This is a genomic window from Pseudomonas sp. GW823-FHT02C05, from assembly GCF_058797595.1.
Genome location: NZ_JBXAJU010000001.1, coordinates 1,999,348 through 2,018,604 on the forward strand (window position 1 = coordinate 1,999,348; position 19,257 = coordinate 2,018,604).

At 67.4% G+C, this 19,257-nt stretch carries 15 protein-coding genes; 3 read left to right on the forward strand and 12 right to left on the reverse strand.

Going from position 1 to position 19,257, the window contains the following annotated elements:
* The first annotated feature begins 6 nt into the window (after positions 1–6).
* Positions 7–1,182 (forward strand): SRPBCC family protein, encoded by a 1,176-nt coding sequence (locus tag AC1RGE_RS08890; RefSeq protein ID WP_492584025.1) that lies wholly within the window; start codon positions 7–9, stop codon positions 1,180–1,182.
* Between the two features lie 24 nt (positions 1,183–1,206).
* Entirely contained in the window at positions 1,207–2,310 is a 1,104-nt protein-coding gene (locus AC1RGE_RS08895; RefSeq protein WP_011061965.1) for an SMP-30/gluconolactonase/LRE family protein, read from the forward strand.
* Positions 2,311–2,440: 130 nt separating this feature from the next.
* Here the strand turns inward: AC1RGE_RS08895 and AC1RGE_RS08900 are convergent, their stop codons facing one another.
* The 12 genes from AC1RGE_RS08900 to AC1RGE_RS08955 form a co-directional block, all read right to left on the reverse strand.
* Positions 2,441–2,674, reverse strand: a complete 234-nt coding sequence (locus AC1RGE_RS08900; protein WP_015636110.1) for a DUF465 domain-containing protein — start codon at positions 2,672–2,674, stop codon at positions 2,441–2,443.
* 135 nt (positions 2,675–2,809) lie between these two features.
* A complete protein-coding gene (locus tag AC1RGE_RS08905) occupies positions 2,810–5,476 on the reverse strand; it encodes an ATP-binding cassette domain-containing protein (RefSeq protein WP_492584027.1) in 2,667 nt (888 codons plus the stop codon).
* A 141-nt stretch (positions 5,477–5,617) separates the two neighbouring features.
* The gene (locus tag AC1RGE_RS08910) at positions 5,618–5,884 is read right to left on the reverse strand and encodes a DUF1652 domain-containing protein (protein WP_011061967.1); all 267 of its coding nucleotides are present in this window, start codon (positions 5,882–5,884) and stop codon (positions 5,618–5,620) included.
* Between the two features lie 208 nt (positions 5,885–6,092).
* Entirely contained in the window at positions 6,093–8,204 is a 2,112-nt protein-coding gene (locus AC1RGE_RS08915) for a hybrid sensor histidine kinase/response regulator (RefSeq protein WP_492584029.1), read from the reverse strand.
* Between the two features lie 249 nt (positions 8,205–8,453).
* Positions 8,454–9,104 carry a DUF799 domain-containing protein gene (locus AC1RGE_RS08920; RefSeq protein WP_169893267.1) on the reverse strand — a complete coding sequence of 217 codons (651 nt, stop codon included), beginning with the start codon at positions 9,102–9,104 and terminating at the stop codon, positions 8,454–8,456.
* Between the two features lie 5 nt (positions 9,105–9,109).
* Positions 9,110–9,481, reverse strand: a complete 372-nt coding sequence (locus AC1RGE_RS08925) for a DUF4810 domain-containing protein (RefSeq protein ID WP_011061970.1) — start codon at positions 9,479–9,481, stop codon at positions 9,110–9,112.
* A 29-nt stretch (positions 9,482–9,510) separates the two neighbouring features.
* Entirely contained in the window at positions 9,511–10,170 is a 660-nt protein-coding gene (locus AC1RGE_RS08930; protein WP_015636114.1) for a CsgG/HfaB family protein, read from the reverse strand.
* A gap of 450 nt (positions 10,171–10,620) precedes the next feature.
* Positions 10,621–13,725, reverse strand: a complete 3,105-nt coding sequence (locus tag AC1RGE_RS08935) for an error-prone DNA polymerase (protein WP_492584031.1) — start codon at positions 13,723–13,725, stop codon at positions 10,621–10,623.
* Positions 13,722–15,137 (reverse strand): Y-family DNA polymerase, encoded by a 1,416-nt coding sequence (locus tag AC1RGE_RS08940; RefSeq protein WP_041752360.1) that lies wholly within the window; start codon positions 15,135–15,137, stop codon positions 13,722–13,724. The genes AC1RGE_RS08935 and AC1RGE_RS08940 overlap by 4 nt, the downstream gene beginning before the upstream one ends.
* A gap of 7 nt (positions 15,138–15,144) precedes the next feature.
* The gene (gene imuA / locus AC1RGE_RS08945; protein ID WP_011061974.1) at positions 15,145–15,762 is read right to left on the reverse strand and encodes a translesion DNA synthesis-associated protein ImuA; all 618 of its coding nucleotides are present in this window, start codon (positions 15,760–15,762) and stop codon (positions 15,145–15,147) included.
* Positions 15,762–16,379 carry a transcriptional repressor LexA gene (gene lexA, locus AC1RGE_RS08950; RefSeq protein WP_015636117.1) on the reverse strand — a complete coding sequence of 206 codons (618 nt, stop codon included), beginning with the start codon at positions 16,377–16,379 and terminating at the stop codon, positions 15,762–15,764. Before lexA ends, imuA begins: the two co-directional genes overlap by 1 nt.
* Before the next feature lie 38 nt (positions 16,380–16,417).
* The gene (locus AC1RGE_RS08955; RefSeq protein WP_123430524.1) at positions 16,418–17,335 is read right to left on the reverse strand and encodes a LysR family transcriptional regulator; all 918 of its coding nucleotides are present in this window, start codon (positions 17,333–17,335) and stop codon (positions 16,418–16,420) included.
* A 103-nt stretch (positions 17,336–17,438) separates the two neighbouring features.
* Here AC1RGE_RS08955 and AC1RGE_RS08960 point away from each other — a divergent pair, with 103 nt between their 5' ends.
* A complete protein-coding gene (locus tag AC1RGE_RS08960) occupies positions 17,439–19,181 on the forward strand; it encodes an amidohydrolase (protein WP_492584033.1) in 1,743 nt (580 codons plus the stop codon).
* Positions 19,182–19,257: the final 76 nt, after the last annotated feature.

Genomic DNA, 19,257 nt, shown 5'->3' on the forward strand with positions numbered 1-19,257 from the left:
CGGGCCGTGCGAGAAACCACCCAGCACTTTCGTCAGCAATACCGAGCGGCGGTCAGTCCGCGCTACAACCCCTGGCTGCATGGCGGCTTTGTCCTGGCCTATGGCCTGCTGTGCATCGGCCTGCTATGCAGCACCCTGAGCCAGGTGCAGCCCCTGGAATGGCTGGCGGTGCCGCTGGCGCTACTGTTCTTCAACCTGTGCATCTACGTGGTGCACCGCTGGCTGGGGCATCACAAGCAGCGCTTCGCGCGGATGTTCTATGCCCGTCATACCGGCGACCACCACAGCTTCTTCGCCCCCGGGCTGATGGCCTATGAAGGCTACCGGGACTGGCGGGTGATTCTGTTTCCGGCCTGGCTGATCGTGGTGCACAGCCTGCTCTTCGCCCTGCCCCTGTGGGCGCTGCTGCGCCTGTGGAATGGCAACGTGGCGGCGCTGTTCGCCAGTTGCACCCTGCTCGGCTACCTGGCCTACGAGGTGTTCCATGCCTGCGAGCACCTGCCCGCCAATCACCCCCTGGCGCGCCTGCCCTGGGTACGGCAGATGCGCCGCCTGCACGAACTGCATCACCGCCGCGAGCTGATGCAGGAGCGCAACTTCAATATTGTCCTGCCGCTGATGGACTGGCTGTTCGGTACCCTGCACTGGCAACCGCAAGAGCCGCCAGCCGTTAGTTCCTCCCCTGACGAGGCCACGCCCATGACCCGCATGCAGCACCAGGTCGACATCCCCCGCAGCGCCGCCAGCACCCTGGCCTATGCCGCCAGCTCGCGGCTCTGGCCACAGTGGCACCCCTCCTCGCTCAAGGTCGAGGGCGACGAAGGCCCGCTGTTCGCCGGGCAAGGCTTCGAGGAAGACATCCATGCCGGCGGGCGCAGCGGCCACCTGAGCTGGACGGTCGAGGAGTACCTGCCGGGGCACCGCTGGCGTGCCAGCGCCCGGGGCGATCACGGCCTGCACCTGCAGGTGACCTACGAATGCCAGCCCCTGGGGGCGCAGCACACGCGCTTCGTACGGACCCTGGAGTACGGCTTTGACAACCTGCTGATGCGCCTGGGCAATCAGCTGTTATTCAAGCGACGGATAGAACGGGAATCCGCCGCCTCATTGCTGGCATTGTGCGAGATGGCCCAGCAAGCTATCCCGCTGCCCGCCACCGAGGCCCCCGGCCGCCCGTCCTGAGGCAGCCCCGACAGGAGTCATTGCATGAATCAGATTGCCCCCCGCCGCTTCAGCGGCCTGCGGATTGTCCTGCTGGTGCTGCTGGCCGTCCTGGCCTTCCTGCTGCTGATGCCGACCAGGGTCCAGCCGGTGGCCTGGAACCCGGCGCCGGCGCCGTCCCTGAGCCAGGGGCCGTTTGCCGAGAACCAGAAGCTCAAGGCCGTGCAGCCGGTGGGCGCCCGGGACATCGACGGCCCCGAAGCCCTGCTGCTGGAACACGAACAACTGCTCAGCGGCCTGCATGACGGCCGGGTGATCCAGAGCAGCCTCGACGGCAGTGCGCTCAAAGTGCTGGTCAATACCGGCGGCCGGCCCCTGGGCCTGGCCCGGCACCCGGACGGGCGCCTGATCATCGCCGATGCCATCAAGGGCCTGCTGGCCCTGGACAGCCAGGGCCAGTTGCAGACCCTGAGCACCGAGGCCAACGGCCTGAAGTTCGGCTTTACCGACGATGTGGCGGTCGATGCCGCAGGGCGCTACGCCTACTTCAGCGACGCCACCAGCCGCTGGGGCTATGGCCATGACGGCGAAGCGGTGATCGAGCACGGCGCCGATGGCCGCCTGCTGCGCTACGACTTCCAGAGCGGCACCACCGAGGTGCTGCTGGACCGCCTGGAGTTCGCCAACGGCATTGCCCTGGGGCCGGACGAGGCCTATGTGCTGGTCAATGAAACCGGCGCCTACCGCATCAGCCGCTACTGGCTCAAGGGTGACAAGGCCGGCAGCCACGACCTGTTCATCGACAACCTGCCGGGGCTGCCGGACAACCTGAGCTTCAATGGCGCCGGGCGTTTCTGGGTGGCCCTGTACGCACCGCGCAACCCGTTGCTCGACGCCACCGCGCCCTACCCCTTCGTGCGCAAGATGCTGGTGCGGGCGATGACGGTATTGCCCAAGCCGGTGGAGAAACGCGGCTTCGTGCTGGGCCTGGATACCCAGGGCCGGGTGATCGCCAACCTGCAGGATGGCAGCAGCGGCAACTACTCGCCGATCACCACGGTGCGCGAATATGGCGATGCCTTGTACCTGGGGTCGCTGACGGCCAGGCACATGGCCCGGTTGTCGTTGAAGGAGGCGCTGGCGCCTTGAGGCTGGGGGCGTTGCAGCTTGGGGTGGGGACAGCCCGGCGGGCGTCTGGGCGGCTATGCCGCCCAGCGGGAGCAAGCTCCCTTGCCACAACAAGCTCCTTGCTACTGCGAGCGTCTTTGCTACAGGGGGGTCAGGAACCGGCGGTGAGTTTCCCGGCGATCTCATCCTTGATCAGCAGGCGTTTTTCCTTGAGTTTCTTCAGTTCGTCGTCTGCGGCAGCGGCAGCTTCGGCCTTGAGCACCTGATCGTCGATGCTGGTGTATTTGTCGAACAGCGCATTCAGGTGGGGGTCACTGGCCCGACGCTGTTGAATGTCTTCTTTACTGCAGCTCAGGTCCTGGTAAAGGTCGTGGGTCACCGGCATGGAACACCTCCGTGGTTGATCGGCAGCAAGGGCGTCATCACGCCCCTGCCGGTTATCAGAATGGCCTCGCCGGACCGGGTCTGTCGACCGCCAATCAGACCAGCGGTAACCGTTCGTCGCCACTTTTGCCCTGGATCAACGTCCGCCCAGCGCTTGGGCAAGAAAGGGCGCGGTGCGGCTAGTGCGCTGCTTTGCCACCTGGTGCGGGGTGCCGCAGGCCACCAGGGTGCCGCCCTGGTCGCCGGCTCCAGGGCCGATATCGATCACCCAGTCGGCCTGGGCCACCACGCGCATTTCGTGCTCCACCACCACCAGGCTGTGCCCGGCGGCCACCAGTTTGTCCAGTTGCTCCAGCAGACGGTCCACATCCCGTGGGTGCAGGCCGGTGGTGGGCTCGTCCAGCACGTACAGGGTGGCGCCCCGGGCGGTGCGCTGCAGCTCGGTGGCCAGCTTGATGCGCTGCGCCTCACCGCCGGACAGCTCGGTGGCCGGCTGGCCCAGGCGCAGGTAATCCAGGCCGATGTCGCGCAGCACTTCCAGGGCGCGGCGGATGCCCGGTTGTTCGGAAAACACCGGCAAGGCCTGCTCGACACTCAATTGCAGCACCTGGGCGATGTTCAGGCCCTGCCAGGTCACGGCCAGGGTCTGGGGGTTGTAGCGCGCGCCATGGCAGGTCGGGCACGGGGCGAACACGCTGGGCATGAACAGCAGCTCGACGCTGACAAAGCCCTCGCCCTCGCAGGCCGGGCAACGGCCCTTGGCCACGTTGAAGGAAAACTGCCCGGCGTCGAAGCCCCGCTCCCGGGCCTCGTCGGTGGCGGCGAACAGCTTGCGCACCTGATCGAACAGCCCGGTGTAGGTCGCGAGATTGGAACGCGGGGTGCGGCCGATGGGTTTCTGGTCCACCTGTACCAGGCGCTTGATCTGCTCCATGCCGGCCACCACCCGCCCGCCGCTGCTGACCGGTGCGTCGTCCGCCAGGTCCAGCTCCGGCGCCTCATCGCTGGCCGAAGCCTTGCCCAGGTGCGCGCCCACCAGTTCCAGCAGGGCCTGGCTCACCAGGCTCGACTTGCCGGAACCGGAAACCCCGGTCACCGCGGTAAAGCAGCCCAGGGGAAACTCGGCGTCCAGCTCCTTGAGGTTGTTGCGGCTGATACCTTCCAGCCGCAGCCAGCCCCGGGGCGGGCGCGGGGTACGCCGGGCCGGGGCCTGCTCGGGAAACAGGTAGGCCCGGGTCTGGGACTGCGCCACCTCGGCCAAGCCGGCCGGCGGGCCGCTGTACAGCACCTGGCCGCCACGCTCTCCCGCCGCCGGGCCCACGTCCACCAGCCAGTCGGCACGGCGCATGGTCTGCACATCGTGCTCCACCACGAACAGCGAGTTGCCGGCGGCCTTGAGCCGCTGCAAGGCCTCGAACAGTGCCTCGGCATCCGCCGGGTGCAGGCCTGCCGAGGGCTCGTCCAGCACATAGATCACCCCGAACAGCTGCGAGCCCAGCTGGGTCGCCAGGCGCAGGCGCTGCAACTCACCGGAAGACAGGCTCGGCGTGCTGCGCTCCAGGGCCAGGTAGCCCAGCCCCAGGTCGGTCAGGGTGCTGACCCGCTCCAGCAGGTCCTGGGCGATGCGCTGGGCGGCCAGGCGCTTTTCCAGGGACAGGTTCGGTGTATGCCGCACATCCGGCGCGCCACGATGCTCCGGGGCGCCCTGGGCATGGCGCTGCTGACGCGCGGCACGGGTCTGGGCGTGGCTCAGCACCGGATCATCGGCGGGCGCCTGCTCCAGGTAATCTGCCGCCGCCACCGGCCGCAGCACCTCGGCCAGTTGCAGCAGCGGCAGGCGCGCCAGCTCGCCGATATCCAGCCCGGCAAAGGTCACCCCCAGGGCCTCGCGCTTGAGCCGCTTGCCCTCGCACAGCGGGCACGGGCTGCCGCGCATGAATTGCGACACACGCTTTTTCATCAGCGCGCTCTGGGTGTGGGTGAAGGTGTGCAGCACATAGCGCCGGGCGCCGCTGAAGGTGCCCATGTAGCTGGGTTCCTGCTTGCGCTTGAGGGCTTCGCGGGTCTGTTCCGGGGTCAGCCCGGCGTACACCGGTACTGTGGGGGTTTCTTCGGTGAAGAGGATCCAGTCACGCTGCTTTTTCGGCAGTTGCTGCCAGGGGATGTCGACGTCGTAGCCCAGGGTCACCAGGATGTCCCGCAGGTTCTGTCCCTGCCAGGCCAGGGGCCAGGAGGCCACGGCGCGCTGGCGGATGGTCAGCGAAGGGTCGGGAACCATGCTCGCTTCGTCGACCTCATAGACCCGCCCCAGGCCATGGCATTCCGGGCAGGCGCCTTGGGGCGTGTTCGGCGAAAAGTCCTCGGCATACAGCATCGGCTGCCCCGGCGGGTAGCTACCGGCCCGGGAATAGAGCATGCGCACCAGGCTCGACAAGGTGGTCACGCTGCCCACCGAAGAGCGCGTGCTGGGAGTGCCGCGCTGCTGTTGCAGGGCCACCGCCGGCGGCAGGCCGTCGATGCGGTCGACATCCGGCACCCCCACCTGGTCGATCAGGCGCCGGGCATAGGGCGCCACCGATTCGAAGTAGCGACGCTGGGCCTCGGCATACAGGGTGGAGAACGCCAGGGACGACTTGCCCGAGCCCGACACCCCACTGAACACCACCAGCGCATCCCGGGGAATGTCCACGTCGACATTCTTCAGGTTGTGCTCGCGGGCGCCGCGCACCCGGACAAAACCGCTGGCTGGAAAGGACGAAGGGCTCGCCTGGGAAGCATCGGAGGGGCTACGGGAAGCAGTCATGAACCAGCCTTATGTCGAGAACCGCGAACAGTCGAAGCGCGATCATCACACAAGGTCCGAGGCCCGAGGCAAGCCCCGTGGAAGATCGACGCGCGTACCCGGGGTTCGAGCCTCGCCCCCGGCGCAATGTTCCCTGGCGCTTCAGCGACCGTGCTGGCGGCGGGCTTGCTGCTCGGTGCTCAGGCGGGTGTGCTGGAGGTCGTAGCGCAACTCGGCAATCAGCTCCGACAGCGCCCGGGAGCTGGTCAGGCCGCGGGTGGCGATGCCGGTAACCAACAGGTCGACGCGCCCGCTGGCGGGGTCGCAGATGCGCACAGTCATGGCCCCGTCGTGGCCGACGGTGCACTGGCAATGCAGGGGCAGGAAGCTGGTTTCAACGATTCTGCGCAGTTCAAGGGTGGAGATCACGGCGGAGCATCCAAAAAAGGTTGAGAAGAAAAACCGCGCAAGACGACGTTTGTTGTTATGGGATCAGGCGGTCAATGCCCCTGTCCTTGGTCAGCAGAAAAAACGTACAAGTTCATTCAACTTCATGCAGCGTAGAAGTTTGACGCCAGTTTGTCGTCGCCCCCTGGGGATTTTTATGCGCTGCTTCACACTTGGCGCCAGGCGCCGCTCAGGCCTCCAGCACCGAACGCACCATGGCGCTCAGGTCTGCAGGCCCGTAGGGCTTGCTCAGCAGGTGGGTGTCGGGGCTGAGCTGGTGGTTGCGCGAAATCATGTCGCGGGTGTGCCCCGAGGTGAACAGCACCGCGATCGGCGGTGCCTGGGTCTTGGCCCAGGTGGCCAGGTCCGTGCTCTTGATCAGACCGGGCATCACCACGTCGGTGAAGATCAGATCGACCTTGAGCCCGTCCAGCAGCAGTTGCATGGCAGCGTCACCATTGCTCGCGGTGCGCACCCGGTAGCCCTCGTGTTCGAGCATTTCCACCGCGGCGCTGCGCACCTCGGCGTTGTCCTCCACCACCAGGATGCTTTCCTCGCCACCACCCGCTCGCTGACCCGGGCGCGGCGCCTGCTGCAGCGAAGGTTCGGCACTGCGGGCAAAGTACATCTGCACCCGGGTGCCCTGCCCCGGGCTGCTGAAGATCTCGATATGGCCGCCGCTCTGCTTGACGAAACCGAACACCATGCTCAAGCCCAGGCCCGTGCCATGACCGTCGGCCTTGGTGGTGAAGAAGGGTTCGAAGGCCTGCTTGAGCACCTCGGCGGGCATGCCCGGGCCATCGTCAGCCACACTCAGGCACAGGTACTCGCCGGCAACGATGCCCTTGCCGGCGCAGAAGCGCGAATCCAGCACCTGGTTCTCGGCGCTGATGAGGATCCGCCCCTCGCCGCCCAGGGCATCCCGGGCATTGATCGCCAGGTTGAGCACGGCGTTTTCCAACTGGTTGCGATCCACATGGATGCACCAGGGCTCGGCGGGCAATTGCACATCGATGCAAATGGTTTCGCCCAGGGCCCGCTGCAGCAACTCCCCCAGGCCCTCGTACAGGTGCCGCGGGTTGTAGCTGGCCGGTGACAGCGGCTGGCGCCGGGCAAAGGCCAGCAGTTGGTTCGACAGCTTGGCGCCGCGCTCCACCGCCGTCAGCGCGGCGGCCGTGCGCCGCTGCACATTGGCGTTGCCCGCTTCGTGACGGGACAGCAGATGCAGGTTGCCGGCGATCACCTGCAGCAGGTTGTTGAAATCATGGGCCACGCCGCCGGTCAGGCCGCCAATGGCTTCGAGTTTCTGCACCTGGCGCAGTTGCTCCTCGGCGCTGAGCCGCGCGTTGACCTCCTCCAGCACCCGCTGCTCCAGGTTGCGGGTCAGTTGGCGCAGGGCTTCCTCGGCGATCTTGCGCTCCTGGATATCGATCAGCACCCCGGGGAAACGCAAGGCCTGGCCCGACTCGTCGAACTCGCAACGGCCACAGGCCAGCACCCAGGTGTAGCTGCCGTCCTCGCGGCGCACCCGGTATTCGGCGTTGTAGGGCCCGCCCTGGGTCACGCTGTACTGGGCCAGTTCCTTGATGCGCGGCAGGTCATCGGGGTGGATGCGGCTTTCGGTGATATCGATCGGCAGGTTGTCCAGGGGCTGGTCCGCCGGGTAGGAAAAGGTCCGGGCAAAACGCTCGTCGCAAGACAGCACGTCGGCCTGGACGTCCCAGACGAAGGAGCCCAGCAACGCACCGGCATTCAGCGCCAGCTGCACGCGCTCGTTCTCCGCCCGGTAGGCGGCCTCCGCGGCCTGGCGGCGGCGCTCGGAAATCACATGGGCGGTGGTTTCCACGACAATGGCGATGACCCCGGCCGGAGCCTGGTCGTCCCCCGCCACCGGGCTGTAGTAGAGGTCCATCCAGACGTCTTCCGGCACCCCGTTGCGCAGCAGCACCAGTTCCTTGTTGTGATAGGACAGGGTGCCGCCGCTGAGGCAGGTGTTCATCACCCCGCGGTTGAACTCGGCGACCTCCGGCCAGCCCATCTCCACGGCGCAGCCCAGCAGGTAGGGATGGCGGCCGCCGGCGAACTCGGCATAGGCATCGTTGTAGATCATGTAGCCCAGGGGGCCCCAGAGCATCACCATCGGCAGCGGCGAGCCGAGCATCAGTTGCACCGTGCTGCACAGGCTGTGGCTCCAGTGCTGCAACGCCCCGAGGCTGGTGGCGGACCAGTCGAAGGCACGGATGCGCTCGGCCATTTCGCCCTTCCACCCCTGGCACCCGTGATGATCAGATAAGAACGGCATGAGCGGACTCTACGAAGAACGTGGCACAGCGTGGGTTTTCAAGAGGCCGCGACGCAGCCTCCAGAGCCTTTGAGCACGGTGCACGCGGATGGTTTCACCAGGGCCGGGATCGGCTTCGCCACTGGTCGGCCATGCCGTCGGGCAACGCCCTTCGCGCGACTGCACAGACAGAATAGGCGATGGCCCGGGTTCCAGGCGGACGCCGACAGGCGCCGCCTGAAAAAGAGCGGATTGCCCGCTCACTGCCCCTCAGTCGGTGCCGTATTTCGGCGAACGCGGACCGTACAGCAAGCCGGTGCGTTGCCCGGCCGACAGCAAGCGCTGGCTGGTGATGCCGGCAATCGGATGGCCGGCGTCGGTGCTGGTGTTGATGATCTGCTTCACCGCAGCGGTGATCAGCATGCCCACCAGGCCACCGTTGTTGCCGTTGTTGCCTTCCTCACTGGAGGCACGGGCACTGCCGGTCCACAACGTGGTGCCGGTCTTCAGGTCCACCAGGGTGGCGCTGGCGGTGACCACGGTGGCGCTGCTGATCAGCATGTAGCTGGTGCCGTATTCCTTGACCGTGATGTACAGGCCGGCATCGGCGCCGAAGATCTCGTTGAGCTTGGCCGGCGCCAGGCCGTGGATGTCCGCCGGGTTGGTCAGGCCGTTGTGGCGGAAGGTTTCGTCCACCACCGCGATCGGCATCACGTAGTAACCGGCTTCGGCCAGGGGAAAGGTCACCTGGGACAGCATGCTGTAGGTAGCCTTGATGTCCGGCGATTCATTGAGCGGCGGCAACACCAGGATCGACTTCGGCCGGGCCTGCTTGTAGGCCGAGTAGTCCACGCTCCTGGGCGCGGCGCAGCCCACCAGCAGGCTCACGGCCAACAGGCCCAGCAGGTTGCGCAGGGTCATCAGGCTCATTGGGCGGCTCCCTTCTTGGCGTTCTTGAGCAGGAAGTCCATGTACGAGGCGGATTCGGGGAACAGCGCCTTCTCGGTATTGAACTGCTGCACCATCTGGTCATCCTTGCCCAGGCTCGCGTAGAGCATGCCCAGGTGGGCGTGGTAGCCCGGCGGCACGGCCTTGCCGGTGGACTTGATCTTCTGCAGGTCGCGCTCCAGGGCCTCGACCTGGGCCTCCCGGGCCTCCTCGCCCTTGAAGTACTCGTAGGTCTGGGCTTGGTAGGTTTCCCACTGGTACAGCGTCTTCGGCCCGCTGCAACCGGCCAGCAGCACACAGCCCAGCAAGGCGCCGGCCATCATTGGCCGCGCCATCATCGTCTTCGACATGCTTGCACTTCTCCCTGTCAGCTGTGTGATCAGCGGCCCGGTTTCCAGGCGCCGGCGTCGATGGCCTCGACCATGCGGTTGACCGCCTCGCGCATGGCCAGGTCGAGGACCTTGCCGTTGAGGGTCGAATCGTAGGCAGCGGTGCCGCCGAAGCCGATCACTTCACGGTTGGACAAGGCGTACTCACCAGCGCCCTGGGTCGAATAGACCACTTCGGAGGTGCTGATGTTGACGATGTTCAACGCCACCTTGGCGTAGGCCACCTGGGTCTTGCCGCGGCCGAGGATGCCGAACAGCTGGTGGTCGCCGGTTTCCTTGCGACCGAACTCGGTGACATCACCGGTGACCACGAAGTCCGCGCCCTTGAGCTTCTGCGCCTGGCCCTTGATGGCCGCTTCCTGCTGGATCTCGCCCATGTTGTCGCGGTCCAGCACGCTGAAGCGGTTGGTCTGCTGCAGGTGGGTGATGAGGATGGTCTTGGCCTGGCCGCCGAGGCGGTCGACGCCATCGGAGAAGATTCCGCGCATGTAGCTGGAGCGGTTGTCGAACTTGCCCACGGCCATCGGCACCCGGGCTCCGGTCCATACCTGGCTGGCGCTCTGGACCTTCTCCACCGGCAAGGCCCGGGAGCTTTCCGTGGCGCAACCGCTCATGCCCGCCAGCACCGCCAGTGCTACAGCGGACAACATCAACTTCGAGATCACTCTCACTCTATGTTCCTTCTTGAGTATCCATTTGGGTGCACTGTCTAGATGCACTTGCGCCCTGCCGCACGTCTGCGGCCCCAGTCTGTGCAGGCTCGAAAGTCGTCGGCCGAGCGTTCTGAAACTTGATGCAGGGGGCATCATCGGCGGCGATTATGCCAAAGCGCCATCAGTGCGAAAAGGAATAAAAAACCTTGGCGTCATTCTGTAACCATTGCCACAGACTCGGGGGATAGCAAAGCGGCAGGCCACTGCCGATCCGCGTTTCGTGTAGCCGCTGCCGCAGGCTCGGGCCGCGTTCGGACGAACGGCTTGGACGGCATTGCGACGCAGCAGACGCGGCGGTCTTGAGGACGCCGGGGTTCCGGCGGGAGACCGCCAAGCAAGGCCCTGCGGGCCTTTTCGCAGCCTCGCCCGGGCTCGGCAGCGGCTACATCAGCGAAAGTCGCGGCTGCGTACGTGAATGCCATCCAGCAGCGGGCTCAGGTCACTCAGGCGCCCGGCAATCAGGTGGCGCACCTCGCCCTCGGTTTCCAGGGTGCCGTCGACCTTGAGCAACTGCGCGCCCACCAGCACCCGGCGCTGGCGCTCGGCCAGGTCGCGCCAGACCACCACATTGACGTTGCCGAACTCGTCTTCCAGGGTCACGAAGGTCACCCCGCTGGCGGTGCCCGGCCGCTGGCGCCCGGTGACCAGCCCGGCCACGCTCACCGAACGCCCGTGCTCCACCGCCAGCAAGTCGCGCGAGCTGCGGCAGCGCCGGGCCGCAAGCTGCGGGCGCAGCAGCGCCAGGGGGTGCGGCCCGAGGGTGGTGCCCAGGCTGTGGTAATCCGCCTGCAGGTCTTCGCCGACACTGGGCCGGGGCAACGCTACCGGCGCTTCCTCCTGGCTCGGCAGGCCGGCGAACAGCCCCAGCTGTCTTTCCACCCCGGCCACTTCCCAGCGTGCCCGATAGCGATCCCCGGCCAGCGCCTGCAAGGCGCCGGCATCGGCCAGCAATTCCTGGGCGCGGACATCCAGGCGGGCCCGCTCGCCCAGGTCGGCGATATCGACAAAGCCCCGTTGCCGGCGGGCACGTTCGATGCGCCGGGCATCGTCCTCGCGAAAGCCCTTGATCATCCGCAGCCCCAGGCGCAGGGCCGGCTGCCCGGGGGGGCCATTTCCAGCGCGTGCAGGCTGGACAGGAATCGGCTCCAGGCTGCAGTCCCAGTCACTGGCGCCCACATCCACCGCAAGAACCTGCAAACCATGGCGCCGGGCGTCCTGGAGGATCTGGTCGGGGCTGTAGAAGCCCATGGGCCAGCTGTTGATCAGGGCGCAGGCGAAGGCCGCCGGTTCGTGGCACTTGAGCCAGCAACTGGCGTAGGTCAGCAAGGCGAAACTGGCGGCATGGGATTCGGGAAAGCCGTAGCTGCCAAAGCCCTTGATCTGCTCGAAGATCTGCGCCGCGAATTCATCGCTGTAGCCATTGCGGTTCATCCCCCGGCGCAGCCGTTCGCGGTGCGGTTCCAGGCCGCCGTGGCGCTTCCAGGCGGCCATGGAGCGGCGCAACTGGTCGGCCTCGCCCGGGGTGTAGTCGGCGGCGACAATGGCGATCTGCATCACCTGTTCCTGAAACAGCGGCACTCCCAGGGTGCGCTTGAGCACGCCCTCCAGCTCCGGAGACGGATAGGTTTCCGGCTCCTGGCGGTTACGCCGGCGCAGGTAGGGATGGACCATGCCGCCCTGGATCGGCCCCGGGCGAACGATGGCCACCTCGATCACCAGGTCGTAGAAGTTCTGCGGCTTGAGCCGGGGCAGCATCGACATCTGCGCCCGGGATTCGATCTGGAACACGCCGATGGTGTCGGCGCGGCCGATCATTTCGTAGGTGGCGGGGTCTTCAGGCGGAATGCTGGCGAGGCTGTAGCGCTGGCCGCGGTAGCCGTGGATCAGGTCGAAGCAACGGCGGATGGCGCTGAGCATGCCCAGGGCGAGGATATCCACCTTGAGCAGGCCGACCATGTCCAGGTCGTCCTTGTCCCACTGGATCACCGTACGCTCGGCCATCGTCGCGTTCTCCACCGGCACCAGGTGGTCCAGGGGCTGCTCGGAAATCACGAAACCGCCGGGGTGCTGGGACAGGTGCCGGGGAAAGCCGATCAACTGCCCGGTCAGGCTCAGGACCCGGCGCAGCACCGGGCTCTGGGGATCGAACCCGGCCTCCTGCAGGCGCTCGACGCTGGGCGGCGTGTCACTCCAGTGGCCGCAGCAGTCGGCCAGGGCATTGACCTGATCCGGCGGCAAGCCCAGGGCCTTGGCCACATCCCGCACCGCCCCGGCGCCGTGGTAGGTGCTGACCACCGCGGTCAGCGCCGCGCGGTGCCGGCCATAGCGCTGGAACACATACTGCAGCACCTCTTCCCGGCGCTCGTGCTCGAAGTCGACGTCGATGTCCGGCGGCTCGTTGCGTTCACGCGACAGGAAACGCTCGAACAGCAAGGTCGAGCGGTCCGGGTCGATCTCGGTGATGCCGAGGGCGAAACACACCACCGAGTTGGCCGCCGAGCCCCGGCCCTGGCAGAGGATGTGCTGGCGCCGGGCGAAGTCGACGATGTCGTGCACCGTGAGGAAATAACTCTCGTAGCCCAGGTCGCAGATCAGCGTGAGCTCCTTGTCGATCTGCTTCAGTACCTCGGCCCGGGCACCAGCGGGCCAGCGGCGCACGATGCCGCGCTGGGTCAGCACCCGCAGCCAGGACCCGGCATCGTGGCCCTCGGGCACCAGCTCCCGGGGATATTGGTAGCGCAGTTGGCCGAGGTCGAAAGCGCAGCGCCCGGCGATGGCCAGCGACTCGTCGAGCAGGGCCTGGGGGTACAGGCCTTGCAGCACTTCGACGGGCCGCAGGTGGCGCTCGCCGTTGGCGAACAGGCGTTGCCCTGCCTCGGCCACCGGCAGGTGATGGCGGATCGCGGTCATGGTGTCCTGCAGCGCCCGGCGCCCGCGCACGTGCATGTGCACATCGCCACAGGCCACGGCTGGCAGCCCCAGTTGCCGGGCCAGGGCCAGTTGCTGTTGCAGGTGCCGGGCATCGTCCTGGCCGCAATGCAGCTCCAGCGCCAGCCACAGGCGCTGGGGGAACACCTGCTGCAACCAGCGGCCCTGGGCCAGCGGCTCGCCGGCGCCCGTCAGCCATAGAGCCAGCAGCCCCGGCAAGGGTTCGGCGAAATCTTCGCGCAGCAGGCGATAGCTGCCCTTCTCGGCCCGGCGCCGGGCCCGGGTGATCAACCGGCACAGGCCCTGGTAACCCGCCAGGTCTTCCACCAGCAGCACCAGCCGCGGGCCGTCCTCGACCTGCATTTCACTGCCGACGATCAGCTTGAGCCCGCTGTCGCGAGAGGCCTGCCAGGCCCGGACAATCCCCGCCAGGGTGCACTCGTCGGTGATCGCCAGGGCCTGGTAGCCCAGGGCCTTGGCACGCTGGAACAATTCGGCGGCACTGGAGGCGCCGCGCTGGAAGCTGAAGTTGGACAGGCAGTGCAGCTCGGCGTAGGCGCTCATGCGAACCAGCCCTGCAACAGCAGCGGCCCGGGCTCGCCGACCTGACGATAGGCCCAGCCTTGCTGGCCGGCGGCGGTTTCGATCAGGTAGTAGTCGCGGCGCACATCGGCACCGTCCCACCAGCCGGACTCGATCCGCTCCGGGCCCATGAGGATGCGCACCGAGCCCTCGCCCAGCACCTGGGGCTCGCTGAACAGCCAGCCGGGGCGGCGCAGCCCGGGGGTGGCCGGGCACGGGCGCGAATCGGTCTGCGCCTGCCAACTGCGCTCCGGGCGGTGATCGGCGCGATGCCCCAGGCCCTGCACCGCGTCATCCCCCAGGCGCGCCCGCAGGCGTTCGCGCAACTGCTCCCAGGGCAGGTTCTGCTGCGGGCGCTCGTCGAACAGCTCGCTGTGCTGGGGCACGAACAGCGGCAGGTCCTCGGCCACCAGCCGCAGGTTGCGCACCGGCGCCGGCACCTGGATCTGTTCCAGGCGCCCACGGGCCAGTTCGAACAGCATCGCCGGGTCGCGCTCGGCGCTGAGCAGCCCCACCGGAATCAGGGTGTCGGCGCCTTCGGCGTGCTCCAGGTGCAGGGCAAAGCGCTGCACGCCACTGTCGCGACCACAGAGAAAGGCCGCCAGATCCGCGGTGAGCCGGCGCAGGGGAAACAGCAGCGCCTGATGGGACTGCACATCGAAATTCAGCTCGATGCGCAGGTCGAAGCGGTCCGGCGGCTGATAGAAGGCCAGCCCCAGCGGGCGCTCGCCGAGCAGGGTATCCAGGTGCTTGAGCAAGCTGCCGTCAAAACGCCGGGCCAGGCTGGGCCGGGGCAGCTCCCGCAGTTGCTGGAAGCTGCGCACCCCCATGCGCGACAGGGCCGTGGCCTGCTCCGGGGCCAGCCCCAGGCGCTCGATGGGCATGGCCCCCAGGGCCTGGGCCAGGGCCTCGCAGTCGGCCACCGCCAAGCCGTCATAGGCATTGGCCAGGGCTCGGGCCGCCGCCGGATTGGGCGCGGCGACGATCCGGTGGCGAAAGCCCAGGGCCTGCAATTCACGGCGCAGGCGCGCTTCCAACTGCGGCCAGGGGCCGAACAGGCCCAGGCTGGATTCGATCTCCAGCACCAGGGTGCGCGGGTAGGCGACGCTGACCTGGGAGCTGAAGCCATAGGCCCAGGCCGCAAGAAACTGCTGCCAGTGCTCGATCTGCCGGGGGTCGTATTCGGCGCTGGCAAAGGCCTTGGTCAGGGCCTGGGCGGCGGTCAGCGATTGCCCGGGGCGCAGGCCCAGTTCGCGAGCGGCGGCGTTCACCGCCTGGATCACCCGGCGCTGCGGGGTGCCACTGAGCAGCGCCAGGGGCGCCTCGGGTTCGGCGCGCTGACGCAAGACTGCGTCCAGCGCCAATTGCGGGAACAGGATGCACACCCAACGCATGCCAACCTCAGTGCCCGGCGGGCCAGGCGATAGGCGCCGGATGGGCCAGCCCGCCCCGGCACTTGAGCACCCGCAACTGCCCGGGACGGCCTTGCACGGCAATTCGCAAGGCCGCCGGCGAGGGGTTGCGCGCCGTCTCCAGGGGGCGGTAGGCAAAGGCCAGGGTCTGGCCGCTTTCAGCCGCCACCTGCAGGCGCCGCAGGGCGCGATCGTCGGCTTGCTGCGGCCAGCACAGCACCGCGCCGCAACTGCCGGAACGCAGGCACTGCTCGGCGGCCCACAGGGCATCACGCTCCCCGGCCTGGATGATCGACAACTGGCGCACATCCACCCCGGCGTTCTGCCAGGCCTGGGGATAGGGCACGAACGGCGGCGCCACCAGCACGATGCGCTCCCCCGCCGCGCTCAGCCGCGCCAGGCTCGGCCACAGCAGTTGCAGCTCGCCCAGACCCTGGGCGGCAATGAGGATTTCGGTCAGTGCCGCTTCCGGCCAGCCGCCCGTGGGCAGCACCGCATCCAGGGCGGCATGGCCGGTGGGCTGCGGGCTGGCAGGCGCGGCGGCCGGGCGGCCTTTCCACACCCGCCCGGCATTGAACAGCGAATCCAGTGCGACCACGGCGCCCATCAGCCTTGCCTCACCAGACCGCAGAACACGCCTTCGATAAACAGTTCGTGGTCGGCCGTGACCTCGATCGGCTGGTAGGCCGGGTTGCGCGGCAACAGGCGAATGCCCTGCCCCTTGCGCTCGAAACGCTTGATGGTCACCTCACCGTCGAGGCGGGCGATCACGGTCTGGCCGTTGCGCGCCTCACTGCTGCGGCGCACTGCCACCAGATCACCGTCGAAGATGCCGTCGTCGATCATCGAATCGCCCTGGACCCGCAGCAGGTAATCCGGAGTGCGGGAGAACATCCCCGGGTCCAGCAGCAACTGGCCGTGTATGTCGGCATCGACGCCAATCGGCGCACCGGCGGCCACCCGCCCCAGCACCGGAATTTCCAGCAGCTCGGGGCGCCGCGGCTGGTTGAGCAGGCGAATGCCCCGAGCCTGATGCGGGTTGACCTCGATGAACCCGGCCTCGGTCAGCGCCAGCACATGCTTGCGCGCTACGCTGCGCGAGGCGAAACCGAACGCCTGGCTGATTTCAGCAAGGCTCGGGGGCTGGCCGTGATCGGCGATGCGCTCGCGGATAAAGGTCAGGATGGCAGTACGGCGGGGAGATAAAGTCGTCATGGAGTACATTTGTACTCCTCTCGGATTTATCTGACAAGAACCGCCAATCAGTCCAGGCCACGGCTGGCCAGGAAGCCACTGACATAGTCGATGAATGCCTGCACCTTGGCGGTCGCTCGCCGGTGGCTGGGGTAGACCGCGAGGATGTGCGGCCCGAAGCTGTCCGGGTCGATCGCGTAGTCGGCCATCACCCGCACCAGGCGCCCGTCGGCCAGGTACGGTGCGGCGCTCCACAGCGGCGTGTGCAGCAGGCCGCGCCCGGCCAGGGCATTGGCCAGCAGCAGGTCGTAATTGTCACTGCGCAGGCGTGGTGCCTGGGGTTGGGGCAGGCTCAGGCGCTGGCCGTCGCGCTCGGCCCACCAGAACTCCCGGCTGAGCAAGGGGTGGCGATACAGCAGCCATTCATGTTCTTCGAGGGTCTGCGGGGTCACCGGCCGGCCCTTGCGCGCCAGGTAGGCCGGGCTGGCGCACAGGGCCAGGCGGTTGCTTCCGACCACCCGGGCAATCAGCCCCGGCAGGTCGTCATGGCCTTCGCGCAGGGCCAGGTCGTAGCCGCTTTCCAGCAGGTTGACGAACTCGTCGCACAGGTCCACTTGCAGATTGATCTGCGGGTACTGCTCAAGAAAACCGCCACACACCTGATCCAGGAATGCCTGGCCGTAGGCCAGCGGCGCGGTGACCTTGAGGTTGCCGCGCAGACCGTGCTGCAGCTGCTCCACCTCCTCGCCCACCTCTTCCAGCCGCTGCAGCACCTGGCGCGCGGTCTCCAGGTAGAGCCGGCCGATTTCGGTGAGCACGATGCGCCGGGTACTGCGCTCGAACAGGCGCGAACCCAGCTCGGCCTCCAGGTGGTTGACCGCCTTGGTCAGGGCCGAGGGGGTCTTGCCCAACTGCTCCGCCGCCCGGCTGAAACTGCCCAGCTGGGCGGTGACCACGAACATCTTCAAGGCATTCAACTTGTCCATGGTTTTTCCACCCAGGCAAAAATGTTTTTCATGAAGCAGCCGTTCTGCCCGCTGCGGGCAGTCCCTAAGCTGGCGATCAGACGCAATAACAAGGAAATGTTCAATGAAAAGATTGACCCCCACGCTGTTACTGGCCGCCATGAGTTTTTCCTCGTTGGAAGCCATGGCCGCCGCCGACCTGGTGCTGCTCAACGGCCAGGTCTTCACCGCCGACCGCGCCCAGCCCAAGGTCCAGGCCCTGGCGGTGGAGAACGGCAAGGTCCTGCAAGCCGGCAGCGATACGCAGATCAAGGCACTGATCGACAGCCACACCCGGGTCGTCGACCTGGGCGGCAAGACCCTGATGCCGGGCCTGATCGACACCCACTCCCACGCCATCTTCGGCGGCCTGGAAATGACCGGCGCCAACCTGCAGGACGAGGTGGTCAGCCTCGACGAACTGGAAAAACGCCTGCGCGCCTGGCGTGACGACGGCAGCGCCCGGCATGCCGACGTGCTCAGCATCGCCGGCATGAGCTCGGCCTACTGGGCCCAGGCCCAGGCCCTGGGCCAGCGCTTCAACCAGGGTGAATGGGCCAGGGTACCGGTGGTGTTCACCGGCAGCGATCACCATACCGCCTGGGCCAATGACTTCATGCTCCAGCGCGCCGGCATCGACGCCGCCCTGCTCAAGAGCCTGCCCGAGGCCGAACGCGGCACCATCGGCCAACTGCCCGACGGCCGCCCCAACGGTTTCCTGGTGGACGCCGGCTGGGACCGGGTGGCCGCGAAAATGCCGGTGCCGGGGCCCGAGCAGATGCTGCGCGCCGCGCAGTCGGCCCTGCACTACAACAACAGCCTGGGGATTACCGCCTGGATGGACCCGGCCGCCAACGCCGCCCCCGGCGAAGCGGTGTTCGCCCTCAAGCCCACCGAGCACACCGTCGGCGTGCTGCCGGCCTACAAGGCCCTGGCCGAGAGCGGCGGGATGACCGCCCATGTCGCCGCCCTACTGGTGGCCAACCCCCGCAGCCGGCCGGCCGACCTCGACACCCTGGACAAAGTGCGCCAGCAGTTCCAGGGCATTCCCAACCTGACCCTGCCGGGCATCAAGATCTTCGCCGACGGGGTGATCGAATACCCGGCGCAGAGCGCGGCGATGCTCGAGCCTTACAGCAACTCGCACAAACCCGGCGAACTGCTGATCGACCCGGCGCATTTTGGCGAACTGGTCAGCGCCATCGACCAGCGCGGCTGGCTGGTGCACATCCACGCCATCGGCGACCGTGCGGTGCGTGAGTCGCTGAACGGCATCGAGCAGGCGCGCAAGGATCGCCAGAGCGGCATCAGCCACTCCATCACCCACCTGCAGATGGTCAACCCCAGGGAGTTCGCCCGCTTCAAGCCGCTCAACGTGATTGCCTCGATGCAACTGCTCTGGGCCTCGGCCGACGACTACACCCTGGACATGATCAAGCCCTACGTCAGCGCCCTGGCGTTCCGCTACCAGTACCCGGCGCACTCGCTGCTCAAGCAGGGCGCGACCATCGCCGGCGCCAGCGACTGGCCGGTGTCGTCGCCCAACCCGTGGAACGCCATGGCCCAGGCCATCACCCGCCAGGGGCCACTGGGGGTGCTCAACGCCGACGAACGCCTGGACCGCGAAACCCTGTTCTATGCCTACACCCAGAATGCCGCGCGCACCCTGGGCCTGGAACAGCAGATCGGCTCGCTGACGGCCGGCAAGCAGGCCGACTTCATCGTCCTCGACCGCGACGTGTTTACCGTGGACGAAAAGGCCCTGCATGAAACCCAGGTGCTGCAGACCTGGTTCGCCGGCCGCGAGATCTACAGCCGCCCGCTCTGACCCCGCTCCACCGTTGCACCGCCTGCCCCGCGCCCTGGTGACGCCGGGGTACGGCCCCGCCTTGCCCGCTCCCCCA

Excerpts from the sequence above, each read along its gene's own strand:
- AC1RGE_RS08905 (WP_492584027.1), bottom strand. The coding sequence starts at position 5,476 with ATGACTGCTTCCCGTAGCCCCTCCGATGCTTCCCAGGCGAGCCCTTCG.
- AC1RGE_RS08925 (WP_011061970.1), bottom strand. The coding sequence starts at position 9,481 with ATGTCGAAGACGATGATGGCGCGGCCAATGATGGCCGGCGCCTTGCTG.
- AC1RGE_RS08935 (WP_492584031.1), bottom strand. The coding sequence starts at position 13,725 with ATGAGCGCCTACGCCGAGCTGCACTGCCTGTCCAACTTCAGCTTCCAG.
- AC1RGE_RS08900 (WP_015636110.1), bottom strand. The coding sequence starts at position 2,674 with ATGCCGGTGACCCACGACCTTTACCAGGACCTGAGCTGCAGTAAAGAA.
- AC1RGE_RS08930 (WP_015636114.1), bottom strand. The coding sequence starts at position 10,170 with ATGTTGTCCGCTGTAGCACTGGCGGTGCTGGCGGGCATGAGCGGTTGC.
- AC1RGE_RS08955 (WP_123430524.1), bottom strand. The coding sequence starts at position 17,335 with ATGGACAAGTTGAATGCCTTGAAGATGTTCGTGGTCACCGCCCAGCTG.
- AC1RGE_RS08960 (WP_492584033.1), top strand. The coding sequence starts at position 17,439 with ATGAAAAGATTGACCCCCACGCTGTTACTGGCCGCCATGAGTTTTTCC.
- AC1RGE_RS08895 (WP_011061965.1), top strand. The coding sequence starts at position 1,207 with ATGAATCAGATTGCCCCCCGCCGCTTCAGCGGCCTGCGGATTGTCCTG.
- AC1RGE_RS08920 (WP_169893267.1), bottom strand. The coding sequence starts at position 9,104 with ATGACCCTGCGCAACCTGCTGGGCCTGTTGGCCGTGAGCCTGCTGGTG.
- lexA (WP_015636117.1), bottom strand. The coding sequence starts at position 16,379 with ATGTACTCCATGACGACTTTATCTCCCCGCCGTACTGCCATCCTGACC.
- AC1RGE_RS08940 (WP_041752360.1), bottom strand. The coding sequence starts at position 15,137 with ATGCGTTGGGTGTGCATCCTGTTCCCGCAATTGGCGCTGGACGCAGTC.
- AC1RGE_RS08915 (WP_492584029.1), bottom strand. The coding sequence starts at position 8,204 with ATGCCGTTCTTATCTGATCATCACGGGTGCCAGGGGTGGAAGGGCGAA.
- imuA (WP_011061974.1), bottom strand. The coding sequence starts at position 15,762 with ATGGGCGCCGTGGTCGCACTGGATTCGCTGTTCAATGCCGGGCGGGTG.